The sequence below is a fragment of the Candidatus Accumulibacter phosphatis genome, assembly GCF_012939955.1.
Lineage (GTDB): Bacteria > Pseudomonadota > Gammaproteobacteria > Burkholderiales > Rhodocyclaceae > Accumulibacter > Accumulibacter delftensis.
In genome coordinates, this window is sequence record NZ_SPMY01000066.1 from 1 (window position 1) to 19751 (window position 19751).

At 62.5% G+C, this 19751-nt stretch carries 15 protein-coding genes and 4 pseudogenes; 11 read left to right on the top strand and 8 right to left on the bottom strand.

The features are described 5' to 3' along the window. Window positions 1–900, bottom strand: a pseudogene (locus E4Q23_RS19395) (hypothetical protein); the annotation flags it as partial. A gap of 188 nt (window positions 901–1088) precedes the next feature. On the opposite strand from E4Q23_RS19395, the pseudogene E4Q23_RS19400 reads away from it, so the two are divergent. After that, window positions 1089–1202 (top strand): annotated as a pseudogene (locus tag E4Q23_RS19400) (aminopeptidase); the annotation flags it as partial. Window positions 1203–1286: 84 nt separating this feature from the next. Here E4Q23_RS19400 and E4Q23_RS24985 read toward each other — a convergent pair. From E4Q23_RS24985 to E4Q23_RS19420, 4 genes and pseudogenes are all read right to left on the bottom strand, one after another. Next, a complete protein-coding gene (locus E4Q23_RS24985; protein ID WP_169068171.1) occupies window positions 1287–4382 on the bottom strand; it encodes an ankyrin repeat domain-containing protein in 3096 nt (1031 codons plus the stop codon). A gap of 495 nt (window positions 4383–4877) precedes the next feature. Continuing rightward, window positions 4878–5237 (bottom strand): hypothetical protein, encoded by a 360-nt coding sequence (locus tag E4Q23_RS19410; RefSeq protein WP_169068172.1) that lies wholly within the window; start codon window positions 5235–5237, stop codon window positions 4878–4880. A gap of 647 nt (window positions 5238–5884) precedes the next feature. After that, window positions 5885–6694, bottom strand: a complete 810-nt coding sequence (locus E4Q23_RS19415; RefSeq protein WP_169068173.1) for a nickel transporter — start codon at window positions 6692–6694, stop codon at window positions 5885–5887. A gap of 65 nt (window positions 6695–6759) precedes the next feature. After that, window positions 6760–6963 (bottom strand): annotated as a pseudogene (locus E4Q23_RS19420) (integrase); the annotation flags it as partial. A 287-nt stretch (window positions 6964–7250) separates the two neighbouring features. On the opposite strand from E4Q23_RS19420, the gene E4Q23_RS19425 reads away from it, so the two are divergent. From E4Q23_RS19425 to E4Q23_RS19455, 7 genes and pseudogenes are all read left to right on the top strand, one after another. Then, window positions 7251–8207 (top strand): tyrosine-type recombinase/integrase, encoded by a 957-nt coding sequence (locus E4Q23_RS19425; RefSeq protein WP_169068174.1) that lies wholly within the window; start codon window positions 7251–7253, stop codon window positions 8205–8207. Beyond that, a complete protein-coding gene (locus E4Q23_RS19430; protein ID WP_248595593.1) occupies window positions 8204–9019 on the top strand; it encodes a tyrosine-type recombinase/integrase in 816 nt (271 codons plus the stop codon). Before E4Q23_RS19425 ends, E4Q23_RS19430 begins: the two co-directional genes overlap by 4 nt. Before the next feature lie 116 nt (window positions 9020–9135). Beyond that, window positions 9136–10377 carry a site-specific integrase gene (locus E4Q23_RS19435; RefSeq protein WP_169068175.1) on the top strand — a complete coding sequence of 414 codons (1242 nt, stop codon included), beginning with the start codon at window positions 9136–9138 and terminating at the stop codon, window positions 10375–10377. Beyond that, window positions 10374–11308 (top strand): annotated as a pseudogene (locus E4Q23_RS19440) (tyrosine-type recombinase/integrase). The gene E4Q23_RS19435 and the pseudogene E4Q23_RS19440 overlap by 4 nt, the downstream one beginning before the upstream one ends. After that, window positions 11305–12303 carry a tyrosine-type recombinase/integrase gene (locus E4Q23_RS19445; RefSeq protein ID WP_169068176.1) on the top strand — a complete coding sequence of 333 codons (999 nt, stop codon included), beginning with the start codon at window positions 11305–11307 and terminating at the stop codon, window positions 12301–12303. The pseudogene E4Q23_RS19440 and the gene E4Q23_RS19445 overlap by 4 nt, the downstream one beginning before the upstream one ends. 149 nt (window positions 12304–12452) lie before the next feature. Then, the gene (locus E4Q23_RS19450) at window positions 12453–12632 is read left to right on the top strand and encodes a hypothetical protein (RefSeq protein ID WP_423753364.1); all 180 of its coding nucleotides are present in this window, start codon (window positions 12453–12455) and stop codon (window positions 12630–12632) included. Next, entirely contained in the window at window positions 12625–13635 is a 1011-nt protein-coding gene (locus E4Q23_RS19455) for a tyrosine-type recombinase/integrase (protein WP_169068177.1), read from the top strand. The genes E4Q23_RS19450 and E4Q23_RS19455 overlap by 8 nt, the downstream gene beginning before the upstream one ends. A gap of 149 nt (window positions 13636–13784) precedes the next feature. Here E4Q23_RS19455 and E4Q23_RS19460 read toward each other — a convergent pair whose 3' ends face one another. From E4Q23_RS19460 to E4Q23_RS19470, 3 genes are read right to left on the bottom strand one after another with little or no spacing between them, the layout of a single operon-like run. Beyond that, window positions 13785–14381 carry a hypothetical protein gene (locus E4Q23_RS19460; RefSeq protein ID WP_169068178.1) on the bottom strand — a complete coding sequence of 199 codons (597 nt, stop codon included), beginning with the start codon at window positions 14379–14381 and terminating at the stop codon, window positions 13785–13787. Between the two features lie 18 nt (window positions 14382–14399). Continuing rightward, window positions 14400–14978: a hypothetical protein gene (locus E4Q23_RS19465; protein WP_169068179.1), complete on the bottom strand. Its 579-nt coding sequence runs from the start codon at window positions 14976–14978 to the stop codon at window positions 14400–14402. A gap of 14 nt (window positions 14979–14992) precedes the next feature. Then, complete coding sequence (locus E4Q23_RS19470; RefSeq protein ID WP_169068180.1) at window positions 14993–15823, bottom strand: TIGR04255 family protein; 831 nt, start codon at window positions 15821–15823, stop codon at window positions 14993–14995. A 601-nt stretch (window positions 15824–16424) separates the two neighbouring features. On the opposite strand from E4Q23_RS19470, the gene E4Q23_RS19475 reads away from it, so the two are divergent. The 3 genes from E4Q23_RS19475 to E4Q23_RS19485 are packed head-to-tail and all read left to right on the top strand — an operon-like array spanning window position 16425 to window position 19751. Beyond that, window positions 16425–18050 carry a TolC family protein gene (locus E4Q23_RS19475; RefSeq protein ID WP_248595594.1) on the top strand — a complete coding sequence of 542 codons (1626 nt, stop codon included), beginning with the start codon at window positions 16425–16427 and terminating at the stop codon, window positions 18048–18050. A 10-nt stretch (window positions 18051–18060) separates the two neighbouring features. Beyond that, window positions 18061–18603 carry an LPXTG cell wall anchor domain-containing protein gene (locus E4Q23_RS19480; RefSeq protein WP_169068181.1) on the top strand — a complete coding sequence of 181 codons (543 nt, stop codon included), beginning with the start codon at window positions 18061–18063 and terminating at the stop codon, window positions 18601–18603. Further along, window positions 18600–19751 (top strand): efflux RND transporter periplasmic adaptor subunit, encoded by a 1152-nt coding sequence (locus tag E4Q23_RS19485; RefSeq protein WP_169068182.1) that lies wholly within the window; start codon window positions 18600–18602, stop codon window positions 19749–19751. The genes E4Q23_RS19480 and E4Q23_RS19485 overlap by 4 nt, the downstream gene beginning before the upstream one ends.

A 19751-nucleotide genomic window follows, 5' to 3' on the forward strand; every position in this document is an offset into this window, starting at 1 on the left:
CTCGCCCGTGAAGAGGTGATGAGGTTTTGGCCAAGTAAAGCGCATGACGTCCGTGGCACCGAAGCCGGTGATGGCGGCATGGACGAGGTCCTGGTGGATACGTTCGAGATCGGCTCTGGACTTGAACAGGATATCGGTGGCGACTTCTGCCTGATCCATGCCAAACCAGTAGCCGTCGAACTTCGCCGCGGCGATGGCCGGCAAGAGCGGATTGACGCTGGCCACCTGGCGAATCAGAAACGCAGGCCAGTCGGTGTGGTTGAACTGCTCGGCAAGTGCCGCGGTGGCTTCGAAATCCGACACCCAGAGAATCTTGTTGTCGCTCCGCTCGAAGGCGACACCCACTTGCGGCAGTTGCCGACACAGCCACTCCCGGCCATTGACGTAAATCTGAGTGGCGTACGGTGCCCAGGTCTGGATACGCACGTGCATCCAGCCAAAAACCGGGTCGATCAGATACCAGTACAGGTGCAGGCAGCGGCGATTGCGCCGAACGACTTCCAGACGTTGCGTCTTGCGATTGCCGGCCACGGCGAACGAGAGGCACGGTTCGAGGACCGAGAAGATGCAGACCAGGCCTTCGCTGATGCCGTCCTGCTCGGCGATGGCCCGGGCCATCGCTTCCTTCGATCGACCGCTCGCGTGCGTGTGCGCGGAGGCGAAAAAGAGGTAGGGACGCCCCGCCTCTTCGGCGGTCGTCTTGGCGTGTTCGACGAGCGTTTTGGTTTCGCTTTCGAAGAACGTCCCGGCATCCTTGAGCAGCACGCCTCGCTTGGACAGGTAGCGGCCAAACGCGCCATCCGGAAACATCGAGCTCAGGTAGCCCTCGAAGATGATCCGCTCGAATCCTTCGACCACACCCAGGATTGACTCTTCGTGCTTCTTGAGGAAAATGTCCATGTCGCCTCCCTTGCCGTGCGGTGGTCTACCTCCTGCGTGGGGTTGAGGATATTGTCCTCGCAAATTAAATCCGGCGGTAGCGGGGGCGACACCTCCTTTTGGTTGCGGCCAACGGCCGCGCTATGTAACTGTTGTCGCAACACAGAAAACGGGCGAAAAGACAAGCAAGATGGTAGGTTCTTTGACAGAAATCGCCTTACGTGGTGTGGAAGGTGTTCGCTGCACCGGAGTTTTCTCTGCACGCCAAGCGCTGCTGCCTGCTAGAGGTCGGCTGCGTCAGCTACCGTGGCTACTACGACCGGCGCGACGGAGTGTGCCCTCAGGCTTGCGGATCGGGCATGCAGCGGCTGTCCGCAGCAACCGCCCTGCGCAGCCAGCGCCGACTGTCAGCAGCCAGCCACCGTCTCGTCTGCCGTACCGGCATCACTTCTGCGGCGCGCAGGCGTCCGTTCGGTCAGCCCTTCTTGCGCGCCTCGATCTCCCGTCGGACACGTTCGAGCTCGATGCGTTTGGCCTCGGCCGAGCCCCAGCGGGCCAGCCGCTCCGCCGCAGCCGCCCGCTCCGCCGCCCGCGCTGCCGCGCGCTGCGCCTGGAGGGCTCGCGCTTCGGCGAGACGTTTTTTTCTCCTGCGCCCTGGCGCGTTCGGTGGCGATCGGCAGGCTGCGCTGTGGCAGCCCCGCCAGTGTGAGATAGCTGTCGATGGCCTCGGGGATGCCGTCCCGCCAGTCGCCGTCATTCTGGCGGGAGAACTCGTTGATCAGCGGCAGATTGAGCGCCGCGTAGACCGGCATCCAGATCTCCTCCTCGCCCTGGCGCCGACGCACGGCGAGTTTTGGATTGAACTGATACCAGCCCTGGGCGACGCGTTTGAAGAGCGCCCGGTTGTACGCGTAATCGCGGTCCACTTCATTGCGGGCGAGCACGCCGTTGAGATGCGAGCGCCGGTTGCGCTCCGGGCGAACGATATTGGCCGGCAGATGCAGCCAGGCATCGAGAATCGGCTTGTTCTCGAAGGCGCCGTTGCTCCGCCGCTGGCAATGGGTGAAGCGCGACTTGAAGAGAACCCATAGCGTCTGGAAGAGGAAGTACTCGGACAGGTGCCGGTCGAGGCGAACCAGGCGTTCGCCGGTATTGACGTCGACGCTCATCGGGGCGAGCTGTTCGTAAAGCGCGGCGAGTGGGCCGCGGGCGAACTTCGCATCGCGGAATCCCTCGCGCAGCGCCCAGTGCAGCGCGTTGTACCCATAGTGGTCGACGGCATCGCGGTCGGCGCCGCGTTCGAGCAAGGCTTCGACCAGGGCGACGTTGCCGGCCGCCGCCGCCGCCATCAGCGGCGTCAGGTTCATCGGCAGCCGATGCTCGCTCCCGTACTGCTCGCACTGCTTCAGGATGTCCTTGAAATGGCTGGCGAAGTAGGGAACGTAGGTCTTCCGTCCGAAGGTCGCGCGTTGCTGCGCGAAGTTCGCCGCCTGCTCGAACTTCGCTTCCTCAGCCAGCCATGTGGCGAGTTGCGGTTCGTCATGGCAGGTCGCGTATTCATAGAGCTGCTGCTTCATTTTGGCGCCGGGGAGCTGCTCGCGGAACACCTTGACCAGCAGCTCGACGACTTTCGCTTCGCCGAAAACCGGCCAGGGAACCGGCGTCTGCTTGAGGATCGTGCGACGGATCGCCTCCGCCTGTTCCTGCTTGCCCTGCAGTTCGAGCTTGCGCGCTTCCTTCTGCCAGTCTTCGAGGCTCGACTTCCCGGCTTCGACCTTGACCTGCCCGAGATTCATTTCGAGCAGCCCAAACAGGGCATGGCCGGTATCCGACTCGATCACGTAAACATTCCTGATCGCACGGGTCAGCGCCACGTAGAGGGCATTGACGAAGAACTTGTAGACCTCCAGCGACTTGTCGGTCTTGTCTTTCGCCCGCCGGTAGTCCAGCGTATCGGCGGTCAGATCGGCCGCCTCCACACCGTCGACGATCTCGCTGAACTCGGCGCGGTGGTCGGAGATGAAGCGGTAGAGGACGATATTGTCGTATTCGAGCCCTTTCGCTTCATGGATCGAGAAGAGCAGCGGCGTTGCGAAGTGCTTCCTGGCTTCGGCCTTGTCCTCGTCGCGCATCACCAGCACGGCGAACTGCGTCGATTGGCGAATCTTCTGGTCGAGCTCGCGCTTGCTGGCGTCCTTGTCGGGCATCAGCGCGACCTGCCCGGCTTCGCCGCCAACCGCCTGCACGAGGAAGTTGCTCTCGCGGTCGATCGAGCCGAAGCGCCGGTGCTTGATCTTCAGCAACTGGTTGGCGACACGGGTGGCCTCGAGCCCGTTGCGGAAGTTGGCGGTGAGTACGCGCAGTTCCTGCCGCTCGGCCAGCTTCGGGTCTTTCCAGAACAGGCTCTTGACCTGGCTCCAGGAAAAGAAGTTGGGATGGACAATCTGGTTCGAATCGCCGCAGAGCAGGAAGTGGCCCGGCCGCTTCAGGGTCCTGAGGACCAGCGCCAGTTGCACCGTGGTGATGTCCTGTACCTCGTCGACGACGACGAAGTCGTAGCGCGGTGCCGCCAGCGCCTGCCAGTCCTGGGCGACCAGATTCAGGTCGTAGAGCTTCGCCTCGGCGAGCCAGGCGCGGTACTTTTCGAAGAGGTCGTAAAGCCGCTCGCGCAGATCGACCGGAAAGATCGACTGGCGCACGCCGAGCGCCAGATAGTCGGCGCGCGCGAGGACGCCGCCGGCGCCGGCCGCAAGCACGCCGCGGATCTCCTCAAACACCTGATGGCCGTCGAATTCCCGGACGGTCTGCCGCAGGCGCGCGAACCAGCCAGCGAAGTCGCGCCAGCTTGCCTCGCGACCCGGCGGCACGCGGATCGACTCGACGAATTCGCGGTAGGAGAGGAAAACGGCCTCCTGGCCGCCGTGCTCGAAGCCGTTCGCGTAATAGAGGTCGCGGGCACTTTGCGCGAGGTAGCTGGAGTGCGTGACGTAGAGCACCTCGCCTTCGGCGTGCTTGAGTTTCTCGAGGGTCAGCGCCGTCTTGCCGCTGCCGGCGCTGCCGACGACGATCAGCGGTGCTGGCTGGCGATAGATCGCCTCTTGCGTGTCGTCGAAGGAAATCGGCTTGTCGAGCAGGTGAATCGTTGTCCGCTCCGGGTGCAGGTAGCGCACCGGCAGGGCTTCAGCGATCGCCGCGTCGGCGTCGATGTCCAGGATCTTGCTCTCGTCGATCGCCGCGCCGCGCAGAAAGCGCGACTTGTCGTAGTCGTGATTGGCGATCACTTCCAGCATCAGCGCGCAGACTTCGTCGCCGTGGCGAAGCAGCGAGAACAGCAGCCGGTCGGCGTCGTCGAGCCGGGCGCGGTAGAACCTGCCGTGGCTGAGATTGACCAGCTTCTTGACCTGTGCGGCACGAAAGTCGTTGCGGGCGATGGCATCAGCCACCTTGCGGTAGCTGGCCTTGACGCGCGAGGTGTCAAGGCCGGTGTATTCAAGAATTTTCACGGTGAGTTTCGGCGTGGAGGGTGTGACAAGGAAGCCGGATCCTACTTCGCCGCAGTCGGTCCTGGCCATTTATTCAATGACAGCGACTCTGCGGGCATGGGCGGCGAAGTCGAACCGCATGAGGTGTCTGCTCGCGCAGCGTAGCTCGGCGGCTTGACGCCGGCGAGTCGACGACGCGAGGGCGCGGTTCACTACCAGGCGACGCGCTGATTGAGCTCGTAGTCCGCTGCCGGCCGGGCCTCGGGATCGCTTGTGCGCACTGTCGGGCCGTCGGTGATGACGGTGATAATCCGCATCGCGCCGCCACAGTGGGGGCACCCGAGCGGGAAAACGTCCTACCTACGGGCTTTTCGGAATGGAAGCAGGCTTCTGCGCCAACCAGCCGGCGTTCTCCGAAATCTGGAATCTGGATTTTTCAATGACCGCCATGCGGCGCGTGCGTGACTGAGTACATCCGGCCGTCGCCGTCGCCGTAACCCGCCCGGCGGCAAGTGCTCAGGCTGCCGTAGCCATGTGCATATCGACATGGATGTCACAAAACGGACAGCGCAAGGCGCCGGCCTCGGTGCGCTCGAGCAGCCCCAATGTGACGAGTTCTGCTGCATCCTCGTGCACACGTTTCACGTCACGTCCAAGACGGCGTGCAAGTTCGCGAACCCCGACCGTGCCGCCGTCGTGCTGCATGGCCTGGAGGATGCCCCAGCGCCGTTCGGTCAACCTTCCAAAGAAGGCTGCCGGCGTCTCGAAGTTGAGGGTCTCTCCCTCATAGGTCGAGGCTGTCGCTGCCTTTCCAGCCTGGCGCAGGGCCCCTCGCCAGTCTAAGCCCAAGGTGATTGTCAGTCTGCATTTGCTCATCGCGTCCTCCCTTTATCCACTTCCTTGATGAAGTCCTCGATCAGCTGATCGATCGCAGCGAAGCGATAGGAAACTCCTCGCCGTCAAGAGGGCAGTGATCGCCCTTGCCTCTCTCGTTGTCAATTTCGACAACATGCAGGCTCCAATACACGTCGGCGTTGAGTGACCATGAGCGAACTACCACTAATTGAAAGTCCACGTGGTTGGACGGACGAACGGCAGTTCATAGCCGGGAGGCTGAGTTCGCAGGAGTGCCAGTAGGCGGTCGTTGGCCACAACAATGCTTTTTGGTAACGGCCGCTTTCGCGCGCGAGGCTGACGGGGTGCTCCCGGCCAACAAGATACGTAGAGGAGGCTAAAAATCGCCCGGCGCGAACGTCGGCTAACTGATCCGGAACCGGTCGCCGGGCTCTGTTCGCTGTCGGTCCAGTTCTCGGCCAGAGCGGCCGCTGGCGGCATATGGCACGGCCGGCCGGTATAGCGCCTTGGATGGCAGAACACCGATCGGCAAGCTGCCGCTCACGAATTGGGGATGGATGATGGCCGTGAATGGCTGCTTTCCAAAACGCGCAGAGCCTTGCGCTACGGTACCTGCCGCGAGGGCAGACCCCGTCATTTGTCAGTCAACCGAATGATACCGAAGCGCCTCAGGCCAGCGCGGGCCGGCGAGCCAGCCGCACGGCAAACAGATAGCTGCCGGCAATGATGAAGATCAGCAGACAGCCGAAAACCAGCTCCTTGCCGTCGCTCCAGTTATCGATGGTCGGGGAGAAGAATTTGGCAGCACCAAAACTGGCAACCAGCAAGCTGACGCCACCGACCACCAAACCCATGACGCGCGAGGCAATCTGTGCTGCTTTGTCGGCACGGCGGATCAGTCGCGAAATCCACAGTCCGTTGACGCCATCAGTGAGCAGCATGCCGGCCATAAACAGCAAAGCCAGCAGCAGCGCATGTTCCCAGCCGCCGAACTGCTGCGAGGTCAGTGCAAACAATGCCGCCTGGCTCATGGTATCGAAGGAAAAAGCAAACAGGGCGCCGACCGCAGCGACCAGTAGTGGGCTGTGGGTATGTTGCAGCCGAGCGAAAAGCCGGCCCCGGATACCCACCGGTTGCACGACTTCGCCGGGGCGGGTTCGCAACACGGCAGCAAGATTGACACAGCCAAGTGCCACCAGAAAGCTGATCGAAATCCAGACGCCGACGGTATCGATCCATTGCGGCACCTGCCAGCTGCCTGCCAGCGTACTGACCGTCAACGCAATCAGCACCACGACGGAACCATGCCCGAGCGAGAAGAGCGAACCGCAGAATCGAGCCAACCGAGGATTGCGCCGCACGTTATAGCGTGTCAGGCCGTCGATGGTCGCCAGATGGTCGGCATCGAAGCCATGCTTCATGCCAAGCATGAAGACCAGGGCGGCGATGGCATACCAGTCGTTGGGCAGCATTTCCATGGGCGCGTATGAACTTCTGACAATTGATCTTAACAAGTTCTGTGCCAAGCGACAGCTTTCCACTATTCCGTCGCAGCAAGCGGCAAAACTTCGCTGACGCGCAGCCCGGCGCCATAGGCGACCGAGAGCGCCGTCTGGTGCTTGAGGTTGCCGGCCGCGGCGAGCAGGCGGCCCATCTCTTCGCGGCTCAAGACCACCGGCAGCTTATGTGGCACACGCACCGGTTGCATTTTGGCGATCAATTCGCCGCGGTCGAGCGTGATGTCATAGGAAACAGGGCCGGCGCAGTCCCCAACTACATGCGCTACGGCGGAGCGCGATTACCGCGCGAGCGGTTTAGTCCCCCGAAGTACAGCAGCCGTTCAGATGGCTGCTTGCCGGAATCATCGAACGACAGCAATTGGCCGTTATGCAAAGTCGTCGATTATGGAAAGTAGCTGTCGCGATGGCCGTTCAGGCCTAGGCAGGACGGGCAGCCAGCGGCAGTAGCTCGGCGACGAGGTAGACATAATTTCTCCAGTCTCCTGAAGTGGTAGCTCCACTTCAGGAGACTGCCATGAACACCAAGACACCCCAGGCCGCGTCGATCGAACAGGTCGACGCCGCATCCACCGATCACATCGAAGAAGAACTGCGGCGCTACGACGCGTACCTGCGCGACCTGCGTGGGCTGTCACCGGGTAGCCGACGGCACGGCTTGCGTATTGCAGGCCGGCTACTGCGCCAGAAATTTGGTAACGGCGTCGTTGATATCGCCCGACTGCGTCCAGCCGATGTCCGACAGTTTCTTGCAGACCAACTGGATGCTCGCCGAACGCCCTCCAATGCAACCACTTTGGCCTCGGGGCTGCGGAGCTATCTCCGGTATCGAAGCGCTTGCGGAGACTCCGTCAAAGCATTGACGGCGGTCATTTCATTGCCGGCGCATTGGCGGCTGGCAACTTTGCCACACGCGCTGACGGTGGAAGAGGTTGAGCAGTTCCTGAATTCCATCAGGCTCGCCCGACGGTGGCCGAAACGCGGTTATGCGATTGCTCGTTGTGCCCTCGACTTGGGCTTGCGGGCCGGAGAAATTGCGCGCCTATCGATCAGTGACATTGACTGGCGCGCCGGTACGGTGACGCTGAGGGGTACGAAGTCATTTCGGCAGGATACTTTGCCCTTGCCGGTCGAGACCGGGCAGGCACTTGCGGACTATCTACAGCACGAGCGACCGCCAACTTCCAACCCTGCCATCTTCGTTCGCCGATTGGGGGCGCGCGATCAACCCATCACATCGCAGGCGATCCAGAAAGTGATCACGCGCGCCTGTCGACGCAGCGGCCTACCGCATTCTGGATCGCATGCCCTGCGCCATACCTTGGCGTGCCGCCTCGTGGAGCACGGTAGCTCCCTCAAGGAGGTCGCCGACCTTCTGCGCCATCGTTCGCTGAACACGACGCTCATCTACGCCAAGCTCGACACGCCGATGCTCTCAACGGTACCGCTGCCGTCGCCTGGGAGTAAATCATGAGCGCGCGAATCGGCTTGCAGACAAGAGTTGACGGCTATCTGGCCGAACGCCATCGGCTTGGTTTCGAGCTGCACTCGCAGGACACGCTCCTGGCCGACTTTGCGAAGTTCGTTGCTGATCGGCATCACCACGGCCCCCTGACCGTCGAGTTGATGGTCGATTGGGTGCGAAAGGGCAAAGGGGGGCTTGGGACACCGGAAACCTGGTATCGGCGGATGGCGATACTGCGTCGTTTCGTTCGCTACCTGCAGCAATTCGAGCCGCAAACCGAGATCCCCGAGGAGTCGATCTTTGGCCCTGAACCCGGTCGCGTGGCGCCGCACATCTACCGCGAGGAGGAGATCGTCGATCTGTTGGCAGCCGCCCACAAACTCGGGCCACGCTGGAGCTTACGTCCGGCGAGCTTTGAAACCTTGTTTGGCCTGATGGCCTCAACGGGGCTACGTGTTTCCGAAGCCATTCACCTGCGTGATGCCGACGTCGATCTCAAACGTGGGATGCTGATCGTGCGGCAGACCAAGTTTGCCAAGTCACGTCAGTTGCCCTTGCCTCCGAGTACCGTCGAAGCGCTCGCGCGCGCTACCGGCAGCAGCGTATCCGCCACGTACCGACAACGGCCGACACCCCGTTCTTCATTAGTAGTCGGGGTCGGCGGCTGGGACAGCCGCTCGGTGATCGACAGGTCCATCGTGTCTTCAATGCGCTACGGGATAGTCTCGACTGGGTCAATCGGGGTGCGCATGCCGGGCCGCGTCTTCATGATCTACGCCATAACTCCGAGACCGGAATTATTCCGAGGGCGGTGTCGGTAGTCTTCAATACATCGAGTTGTTGCTCGACTTGCGCCGGAAGCGGCGCTTGATTTCTCGGCATTATTCGATTGTCGTCTCCAACTGGGAATCTTCCCGGATCTTCAAGGAGACAGACGATGACGCTCACTCGCCACGGTGCGACAACAGCACCAGATGGACAGCCTTGCACTGGCCCGCTGGCACCCCACGTCGAGGGCTTTGCAGCGCAACTTTCGCGCAAGGGGTACGCGCAGATCACGGTTCGCGCAAAGTGTAATGTGCTGGCCGATCTCAGCCGCTGGCTCGAGCGGCGTCGGCTGACTCTGGCAGCGCTTGATGAGGATCGGCTGACGCAGTTCTTGGCATCCCTTCGCCACGGGGAGAAGAAGCGGCGAGGCGATCCGGCCACCGGTCAGCAGCTTCTCGAGTATCTGCGCGGCCGTGACGAAATCGCGGCAGCTGCACAGAAGATTGATAGAACTCCGGCCGCCTGCCTCACGGGCGATTTCGCGGAGTTCCTCCACTCCGAACGAGGTCTGTCACGGTCAACACTGATCTCCTACTTGCCCATCGTGCGGCGCTTCCTCGATGAGCGGTTTGGGCGCGAGGCGTTGCACCTCGAACTATTGCGACCACAGGATTTGCACGGCTTCATTCTTCGCGAGGTCCTGCGTATCAGTCGTAGCCATGGCAAGAGAGTCATCACCGCGCTGCGCTCGTTCTTGCGCTTTTTGCTGCAGCGTGGCGCTATCCAGACCGACCTGGCCCGCACGCTTCCAGGAGTGGCCAGCTGGAGACTGTCGCATCTGCCCAAGTCGCTACCTCCCGAGCAGGTGGAACAATTGCTCGCGTGCTGCGATCGCAGCACCCCGACGGGCAAGCGCGACTACGCGATCCTGTTGCTCCTGGCCCGGCTTGGATTGCGTGGCGGCGAGGTGCTGGCCATGACCTTGGAGGATCTCGACTGGGAGCGCGGCGAGATTGTCGTGCGCGGCAAGGGCCAACGGCTGGAACGTTTGCCGCTGCCCGAGGACGTTGGCGCGGCATTGGCGTGCTATTTGTGTGAGGTCCGTCCAGCGTGTGCGACGCGTCGCGTATTCATCCGGATGAAGGCTCCCCAGCAGGGTCTTGCGGGCCCAGTGGCCGTTTGTTGCATTGTTCGGCGCGCCCTCCGGCGCGCTGGGTTGAACCCCGAGTTCAAGGGGGCTCACCTACTGCGGCACTCCCTTGCAACCAACCTGCTTCACCGAGGCGCGTCCCTGGGCGAGATTGGACAGCTGCTGCGTCACCAGCAGCCAACGACGACACAGATCTACGCCAAGGTGGACATCGCGGCCCTGCGTGGCATTGCCCTGGCGTGGCCGGGAGGTGCGTCATGAGCAAGTTGCAAGCTGCACTCGATGAGTACCTCGCGGTTCATCGCGCCCTTGGGTACAAGCTACGCTTGGCCGGGCGCTTGCTGCAACGCTTTGTCGAATTCGCCGAGCGCGAGGGTGCCACCCACATCACCTCCGAGCTCGCATTGAATTGGGCAACACAGCCCGCTGCTGCGCAGCCCGCCCAATGGGCTAACCGCCTTGGATGGTGCGTCGCTTCGCGCTATATTGCAGCGCGAGCGATCCGCGCACCATCGTGCCACCGTCGGACTTGCTTCCCCACCGGTACCACCGTCCCGAACCTTACCTGTATCGCGACGAGGAGATCACGCGCCTGCTCGAGGCCGCACGACGCCTACCGTCTGCTACGGGTCTGCGGCCTCATACATTCGCCACGCTGTTCGGCCTGTACGTGGCCGCCGGTCTGCGGGCCAATGAGCCCTTGCGGCTCGACCGCGATGATGTCGACCTCGTCAACGGAGTGCTGACGATTCGCGACACGAAATTCGGCAAGTCGCGCTACGTGCCGGTGCACCCCACCACGCAACGTGCATTGCAACGCTACGCCGCGCGCCGGGATCGTTGGTGCCACGATCCCGAAACGCCGAGCTTCTTTGTCTCGGACCGCGGAACTCGGCTGACGGAGTGGTGCGTGCGTTGGACCTTCGTCAAGTTGTCGCATGAGATCGGCCTGCGCGGCGCTGATGACTCCCGAGGACCTCGTTTGCATGATCTACGTCATCGACTGGCCATCAACACGCTCCTAAGGTGGTATCAGCGCGGCGTCGACGTCGAGCGGCACCTGCCGCAGCTGTCGACCTATCTCGGGCACGCCCATATCACGGACACCTACTGGTATTTGACCGCCACGCCGAAGTTGCTGCACTACGCCCTGCAACGCGTGGAGCGCGCCAAGCAAGGACAGTTGCCATGACCGCCATCAGTACGCTGCCGTCCCTGCTGCAGGGGTTCTTCATGGATCGGCTCATGCAGCAACGTCAGGCGAGCCCTCACACCATTGCGAGCTATCGCGACACCTTTCGTTTGCTCATGCAGTTTGCGCAACAACGCCTGCGCAAGGCGCCCTCGAATTTGACGGTGCCAGAACTCGACACGCCGCTGCTCGGCGCTTTTCTCGATCACATTGAGCGTGAGCGCAAGAACAGCGCCCGCAGCCGCAACGTTCGCCTCGCTGCCATTCATTCGTTCTTCCGCTACGTGGCACTGCATGCACCGGAGCACAGCGCAGTGGCGCAGCGCGTGTTGGCCATGCCGAGCAAGCGCTATTCGCGCTGCCCGATCGCCTTTTTGACGTCGGTCGAAGTCGACGCGTTGCTTGCCGCGCCTGACCTCACGAGCTGGTCAGGGCGCCGTGATCGGGCGCTCATGATGCTGGCCATCCAGACGGGGCTGCGCGCCGCGGAACTCACCGGCCTTCGCTGCGAGGACATCGTGCTCGGAGCCGGTGCACACGTGCGATGCGAGGGTAAGGGCCGCAAGCATCGGTGCACGCCGCTGCGTAAAGACACCGTTCGCGTGATACGCACCTGGTTGCGCGAGCGCCAAGGCCAGCCTTGCGAGCCGGTCTTTCCGACTACGCGCGGAACTGCATTGAGTCACGATGCGCTGCAATACATGCTGGACAAGCATCTCATCGCCGCAGGTCGACAGTGCCCATCGTTGGCAGGCAAGCGGGTAACCCCCCATGTGCTGAGGCACACGCTGGCGATGGACCTACTTCACAACGGTGCCGACCAGACCATGATCGCTCTTTGGCTCGGGCATGAATCGCCCGAAACCACGTCGATCTACCTTCATGCAGACATGCAGCTCAAGGAACGCGCGCTCGCCCATACGACTGCCAAAAAGCTCCCGACACCCCGCTTCCGGCCAAGCGACCATGTAATGGACTTCCTGAAGAGCCTCTGATAATTCCGAGGATTTCGCTGCCTGATCGCCCATTCAACTCCGACGGTGCGGCGCCGTATGGCACCGCCCTCGGAATAATCCCGGTCTCGGAGTTATGGCGTTAATTCCGGTCTCGGAATTATCGGCATACCTTTGCCGTCAGGCGCTTGGTGCGTTGGCATAGCGAAGGCACCGATGTCGACCAGATGATGCTGGCCTTGTCGACCTACCTGGGCCACACCAAGATCTCGCATACGTACTGGTATCTCTCGGCGGTGCCAGAACTGATGGCACTGGCCGGCGGCAAGTTCGAGCGCTTCGTCGATCTCGCAGGAGCCGACGATGAGTAAGCCCGCCACACCGCCGTCATTCGCCACGCTCGTGCAGGCCTACTTCGCCGACTACCTCACCCAGCAGCGGGCGCTCAGCCCACAGACCGTCGCTGCCTACCGCGATGCCTTTGTGCTCTTCCTGGCGTTCGCTCAGTGCCGATTGGGCAAGTCGCCCACCGCCATGACGCTCGCGGACATGACGCCCGAGCTGATCACGGCGTTTCTCAACCATCTTGAACAGCAGCGCCACAACTGCGTGCGCAGTCGTAACGCGCGCTTGGCTGCGCTTCGCTCATTCCTCAAGTTTGCTGGCCACCGGGATGTGTCGTCGCTGCGAATCGTCGAGCGCGCGCTCGGCATACCGGTGAAGCGCTTCGAGCGGCCGATGTTCGGTTACCTGTCCCGCGAGGAGATGCTCGCCGTGATCGACGCGCCGGATGGAACCTGGATCGGTCAGCGTGACCATGTGCTCTTCCTGATGCTTTACAACACGGGTGCGCGCGTGTCCGAGATCATCGGAGTCAAGGTCGGTGAGGTGGTTGTGGAGGATCGTGCAGCTTGCGTACATCTGCACGGCAAGGGCCGCAAGCAGCGCAGCGTTCCGCTCTGGCGCTCGACGGTCAGGGCGATCCGAGCTTGGCGGAAGCAAAATCCTCAGTTCGAGGCAGCTTCGCCGTTGCTGCCCAACCGAAACGGACAGGCGATGACGCGTGCCAACGTCTCCCTCCGATTGGCCTTGGCGGTGCAAACCGCGACCACTGCCTACCCTGATTTGGCAAAACGCAAGGTCTCGCCCCACGTGATTCGCCACACCACGGCAATGCACCTGTTGCAGGCCGGCGTCGACATCAGCGTGATCGCGCTTTGGCTCGGGCACGAGAGCCCAGTGACCACTCACCAGTACGTCGAGGCCGATCTCGCCATGAAGGAAAGGGCACTGGCCAGACTCCGCGAACCCGACGCTAAAATCCAGCGCTACCGGGCTCCTGACACCCTGATCCACTTCCTGAAGACCTTGTGATTATGGAAACCCCGCAGCGCACGCTTGCCGCTGCTCACCAGCGATCGGTGCGCGCTGCAATCAGCGACTTTCCATAATCGACGACTTTGCATAACGACCCTTATGGAAAGCTTTCCATAAGGGTCGCAAGCGGCTATCGCCAGCACCACTCAGGCTCGATTTTCCAAGATGACTAGTCCATTCTTTGCTAGATCGTAGAGTCTACTACGCACGCTGCGCCAAGCCTGTTTTCCCGGCAGCAAGAAGAAGACGTCGCCGTGGCTGTTATCGCCTTCCGTTGCCGTGTCATACACGCCAAAGGCCCGGCGCCCTGAGTCGGGTTCGTGTCCGTGCACTAATGCCCTTATGTCGGATGTTTTGAAGATGGTGTAGGCAACCACCCTCCTCTTGTGCGCTGTAGGTTGACTCCCCGATGCGGGCACTTCTTGCGCTTTGCGCTGGTTGACCATCGCCACCCTGGAAGTCGCCAACTGCAATGCATCATCGACACTGATATGCAACCTTCTGTTGACGGACATCCCTCGAATCTTGGAGTCGTCGAAGGCTGTCGGAACGATTTCGCCGTTCTGGAAGTGTACTGGCTGATCAACCGCGCGGAACAATGGCTCCGCGTCGCAAATCGGCCCTGGCGAGTAAACGCTTACGCCTACACTCTCCAGGTTCAGTTGCTCTGTCTCTGTCAGCAACTGGAGGGATTTGGCCAGTTGCTCAGCGCAAGCGGCAGTCTCGAAAACCGTGAGCGCCATCGCGATTTGACGCGCGACTCACGCAGCCGTCACGAGCAGGTGTGGTGCCAGTACGGAAATGATCCGTTCTTGTTCCGGAAATTGGCGAAAGTCTGGCGCAAGGCTCTCCGCGAAGAACTCGTTGCCATCCTGGTCACGGACGAAAAACGATCCGATACCTTCGGCGTCGAAGCTGATATCGGCATACCCGGTGGGTAGGCTCCAGTAGAACTCCATCTCGCCGATCTCAGTCAGCATCGGCGTAGGCAGCGCGATTCCAGGAGGTATGGATTCCAGGAACGTCCTAGCTGCATTTACCGCCACGGCGCTTGGCGCTACACTTCCTTCTCCGTTCCAACCACTATGAGTAGCGGCAAACTGCCCAATTAATCGTTGAAGTAGTTCTCGTTTGCTATGCACGCCGGACGAGGCGCCCAACTGCAGGCACATCTCGGTCGCGGCTGGCGTACGTTGAAACAGAGCGTGTTCCGTGTCCTGGCGGCTGACCAATGGTGTTCGTTCGTAGCTGTCGACGTAACGCTCGAACTCTGGGCGCGCGGTAGCCAATCCGTACGCCACGGCCGGCATGGCGAGAATAGTGGTGACCTTGGCAAGCACGTATGTCTCCCTAATCAGATCGAAAGCAGGTTGATTTTGCGCAGCACCTCATCGCTAAAGAGGCCTGCCAGTATCTTCTTGTTGTCGCCATGAAACTTATCGAGAACCTGCGAAATCACATCCTCGTCGGAAAGAGGCTGCTTCACCCAGATGGCGTCCGTAAAGCTGGCGCGGTGTGCGACTAGGGCTTGCACTGACTCTATGTTGTTGACCATGGTTCGGCTGACGTTAACGTTGTCCAGCTGCCTAAACTTGCAGGGGGATGCTTGGTCACAAAAATACCCGTGATGCGAGTGCCACAGGTTCTGTAGGCTGAATGCGTGTTGCGGTAGCCAAGTTGTATCGTGCTTGAACACTTCAGTCATGATCAGCTCGTCGGGGGGAGCCCTCCAGAGAAATACATCATTGAACTGCAAGGTCAGGTGCAAAATTGGCGCGGTCTTCCCGACGATCGGAAGCAAAACGTTCCAGTACTCTCGAATATGGTCCTTGGCCTGTGCCCAGCGCATGTAGTCATTGATCTGGATGATGCAATTCTCACGTGTCAGCATAACGCTGCGTGCTTCCTCACCCGTAGATGAGGAACGGCTGGCCTTGAATCCGCCAGCAAGTTGAGATGAGTGCGAAGTCGCTTGTCCGGGACCCATCTGGACTTCAAAGACGTTGAGCTTCTCGTTTGCGGTAAGGCCGAGGTGGGCAAGCTTTGGCGCAGCCACGTCCTGCAGTTCCTGCAGGACGTCGGCCGTTAGATGCCCGGAACCACCAGGCGCTGCCCATTCAACGACGACCACAGCGCTTTGGATAGCGTGGTCCCCAGCGAATGGAAGGAGGTGCTCGAGACTCATGTCGCGTTACCGATAAGAAATCAAATGGCTCTTTGATGAGTATACGGGCCCGTACGAGTTGGCGTCAATCGACGAAAGTAGCAATGCTCATGGCCTAGCCGATTGAACCATGGTCCGCCAGTGCCGTAGCCGTGCCGGACGCCATTCTCAACCAGATACCAGGTGCGCTCCACCCGAGTGGGACATTCGGAGACAAACCACGGTTGCGCGCCCTTGGTACCATCTCTTGGCTCAGCTGTCGAACGTGTGCAATGGCCGACGGACGGGTCGTCCCTTGACCAGCAGAGTCGAGCGGCCGCTAACCGGTCCTGATCGGTCGCAATGCGTCTGACGGTCCAGCGGCAGCATTGGCCGAACTGCCGCCGGATCAGTGATCCCCGCCTCCGGCAGCTTTGGGATCCGTAAGCTGCCAGTGCGATCGCAGCGGTCATTGAGATCGCAGCGGTCATTGGGCCGCTCCGGGTCGATGCCGGCCGAGCTTCCGACTGCGGGATTTTTCGCCCGGCTTCCCCGGCGCGAATGGCCGCTCGCCAGAAGTTACAGGAATGTAATCCGGGCGTCAGCCTGCTGTGCGGGCAAGTTATGCAGAATGCGCCACCAGATGTCACTTGCCAGTTCAACTCCCGGAACGGGATCTTGTCATGAAGCCATTTCGCCTTCTCGCCTTCTCGTCGCGCCCGCCGTCGTATCGTCTGCCAATGCATTCGCCCGGGATGCTGCGCGGGTCGAGGTTTTCAAGAGCGCCACTTGCGCTTGTGGTGGCGGCTGGGCCGAGGATCCTGGCGGCAAGGGTTTCGCGGTGACCAGCCTCAGGGTCGAAGAGGTGCCTGACGACCGCGAGAAGTTGGGGATGTGGGCGCAGGCTGTTTTGCGCCACAGCGCAAGGCTTCCGGCCGCGGTTTTTACCAGCCATGGAATGACAGCAGACCTTGATCCGGCGCACTCGCCGCACTCGCAGCGCGCCGTGTGCTGGCCATTGCGCTTGGCAGCGTGCCTGGTCGGTGTGCTACTGAGCCTGTCGGGAATGGCCGCTTCGCCGCCAGCGGCGCCGGAAGGCAGCCTGGGATTCTGGCTCGAAGAGGCGTGGCTAAGAAACCCGCAGGCGAAAGCAGTGGACGCCCGCGAGGGCGAAGCGCGCGCGGCGCAGGAACTGGCCTCGGGGCTGACGCCGGAGCCGGGGTCGGTCAGCGTCGGCGCGCTCAACGACCAGCTGAACAGCAATCGCGGCAAGCGCGAGATCGCCGTCGAGCTGAACGCCTACCTGTGGTTGCCCGGACAGAAAGCGGCCCGCGAAGCCGAGGCCGAGAGCCGCTTCGATGAAGTCGGCGCCAGGCGCGCCGCCCTGCGCCTGGAACTCGCCGGCGCGCTGCGCGAGGCGTGGTGGACGCTGGCCGCAGCGCGCAATAGTGCCCGCCTGGCGGTGGGTCGCCTGGAGACTGCGCGCGCGCTGGCAAGCGAAGTCCAGCGTCGCTACCAGGCTGGTGATCTGTCGCGGATCGACGCCAACCTGGCACAAATGGAAATGCAGGCCGCCGAAGCCGAGTCGATCGACGCCGACAGCTCCTTGCTGCAGGCGGAGCACGTCTTTCGCGCACTCACCGGGGCACCCGCGCCGTCGTCGATCAGCGCCGAACGGCCGGCGACGCCAGGGCATGGCGGCACAAAGCCGTTGGCACCGGAGACCTTTTCACCCTCACCCTTGCACCCGCAGCTGACCGCCGCCGCAGCCGCTTCGCGCAGTGCCCGCGCCAAGGTCAAGGTCGCTGAAGAGTCGCGGCGCGCGGCGCCCGAAGTGAGCTTGCTCGCGCTTCGCGAACGCAGCGACTTCAATGAATCGTATTCGGACAGCATCGGCATCCGTCTGAAGATCCCCTTTTCTTCAGGGGCCCTGGTGCGCCGTGAAAGCTCGGCGGCGCAGGCCGAGGCCGATCAGAGCGACGCTGAAATGCAGCGCCTCGAGCAGCGCGTCGAGCTCGACGCCATGCGTGCCCGCCAAGCTTTGCAGGCCGCCGAGCGCCAGTACGCGCTCGCCGAGCAGCGGCGCACGCTGAGCAGCGACAGCCTGCGCCTGGCGGAAAAAAGCTTTGCCCTGGGCGAAGCCGATCTGGCAACGCTGCTGCGTATTCGTTCTGCCGCTTACGCTGCCGACACTTTTCTCGGCCGCCAGGGGATTGCCCGTGCGGCGGCCATTTCGCGCCTCAATCAGACCCTGGGAGTGCTGCCGTGAGAGTGTTGTCGTGAAGCAGCTTCTGGCCACCGCCCTGCTGACGGTCGCGTTTTCGGCCTTTGGCCACGGTGGCGAAGATCATGGCGCGCCGCCCCCGGCGCTCAGCCAGAGCGTCGCGCCACGGGCCAGTGCCGCCACCGCCGACTTCGAAGTCGTCGCCGTCCTCGAAGACCGGAAACTGCTGGTCTATGTCGATCGCTTCGCGAGCAACGAGCCGGTGGCGGGTGCCAAGGTCGAAGTCGAGAGTGATGTGACCAATGCGCAAGGCCTGGCCAGCGAAACCTCACCCGGTACCTACGTCCTTCAACTCGCCGCCGACTTTCCGGCGGCCAGGCATCCGCTGACCATCAGCATCGAGACCAGCGACAATGCTGATTTGCTATCGCTGATCCTCGATACCTCGCAGCCGCCAAGCACCGCTACGCCGCACACCCATGCCTGGAGCGAGTGGGCGGTTTGGCTCCTGGCCGCCGGGCTGCTGTTCGCCGGCGCCGCCTTGCTCCTGCTCCGGCGCCGCCGGCAACACCGATCCCCGCGAGGCCACCAAGCATGAACTTGCGCAGCATTTTCGCCTCCGTCACGCTGTCCTGCTTCGCCAGTGCCGCGCTGGCGCATGGCGACGAGGATCACAGTCAGGACAACAAAGCCGCGGCAGCAGCGCCGGCCAGCACGCCAGGCGACGGCGCCACGGCCAGCGGGCGCCACGCCGCATCGCCGCAGCGCCTGCCTGACGGCAGCCTGTTCGTGCCCAAGCCGCTGCAGCGGCAGATCGGCGTGCGCAGCCAGCGCGTCGTCATCGCTCCGCTCTCCGCGACGATCGAGCTCAACGGCCAGGTGATCGCCGACCCGGAGACCGGCGGCCGCGTGCAGGCGACGTTTGCCGGTAGCATCGAACCCGGCCCGAAAGGCATGCCGGTTCCCGGCAGGAAAGTCAGCAAGGGCGAGATCCTGGCCTACCTGCGCCCGGTCAGCAGTGCCATCGAGCGGGGTAACCAAAGGGCACAGCAAGCGGAGTTGGCCGGCGAGTTGGCGATTGCCGAAGCACGCCTGCGCCGGCTGCAAGCGCTTGAAGGGGCCGTGGCGCACAAGGAAATCGAAGCCGCACGCATCGAGCGCGGCGCGCTGCGCAAGCGCCTGGCAGCGACCAGCGCCAGCATCGACGGCGCCGAGCCCCTGCGCGCACCGGCGGCCGGCGTGATCAGCGCCAGCAGCCTGGTCGCCGGTCAGGTCGTCGATGCCAAGGAAATCCTCTTCGAGATTATCGACCCATCGCGGCTGGCGGTGGAGGCACTGGCCTACCAGGCGGGCATTGGCGCGACGCTGATTTCGGCCAGCGCCCTGTCCGAGCAAAGCGCGCTGGAGCTCGCTTTCGTCGGCGGTGGCCGGCAGATGCGTGAGCAGGCGCTGCCCCTGCTGTTTCGCATCGTCACGCCGAACACCCTGGTCGCCGTCGGGCAACCACTCAAGGTGATCGTGCGCACGGCGCACGAGATCGAGGGCGCCGCCGTGCCGCGTTCGGCGCTGACGCGCATCGGTGCCGGCGAGACGGCGGTGTGGGTGCATACCGAGGCCGAACGTTTTGTCGCCCGCCGGGTGCATCCGCAAGCGCTCGATGCGAACACGGTTGCGATCAGCGACGGCCTGCACGACGGCGATCGCGTCGTGATCGAGGGCGCCGGACTGCTCTCGCAAGTGCGCTGA

What these genes read in the sequence shown, in the direction of transcription:
- E4Q23_RS19425 (WP_169068174.1), top strand. Translation starts at nt 7,251, where the DNA reads ATGAACACCAAGACACCCCAGGCCGCGTCGATCGAACAGGTCGACGCC.
- E4Q23_RS19415 (WP_169068173.1), bottom strand. Translation starts at nt 6,694, where the DNA reads ATGGAAATGCTGCCCAACGACTGGTATGCCATCGCCGCCCTGGTCTTC.
- E4Q23_RS19485 (WP_169068182.1), top strand. Translation starts at nt 18,600, where the DNA reads ATGAACTTGCGCAGCATTTTCGCCTCCGTCACGCTGTCCTGCTTCGCC.
- E4Q23_RS19470 (WP_169068180.1), bottom strand. Translation starts at nt 15,823, where the DNA reads ATGAGTCTCGAGCACCTCCTTCCATTCGCTGGGGACCACGCTATCCAA.
- E4Q23_RS19445 (WP_169068176.1), top strand. Translation starts at nt 11,305, where the DNA reads ATGACCGCCATCAGTACGCTGCCGTCCCTGCTGCAGGGGTTCTTCATG.
- E4Q23_RS19455 (WP_169068177.1), top strand. Translation starts at nt 12,625, where the DNA reads ATGAGTAAGCCCGCCACACCGCCGTCATTCGCCACGCTCGTGCAGGCC.
- E4Q23_RS19475 (WP_248595594.1), top strand. Translation starts at nt 16,425, where the DNA reads ATGTCACTTGCCAGTTCAACTCCCGGAACGGGATCTTGTCATGAAGCC.
- E4Q23_RS19410 (WP_169068172.1), bottom strand. Translation starts at nt 5,237, where the DNA reads ATGAGCAAATGCAGACTGACAATCACCTTGGGCTTAGACTGGCGAGGG.
- E4Q23_RS19430 (WP_248595593.1), top strand. Translation starts at nt 8,204, where the DNA reads ATGAGCGCGCGAATCGGCTTGCAGACAAGAGTTGACGGCTATCTGGCC.
- E4Q23_RS19460 (WP_169068178.1), bottom strand. Translation starts at nt 14,381, where the DNA reads ATGGCGCTCACGGTTTTCGAGACTGCCGCTTGCGCTGAGCAACTGGCC.
- E4Q23_RS19435 (WP_169068175.1), top strand. Translation starts at nt 9,136, where the DNA reads ATGACGCTCACTCGCCACGGTGCGACAACAGCACCAGATGGACAGCCT.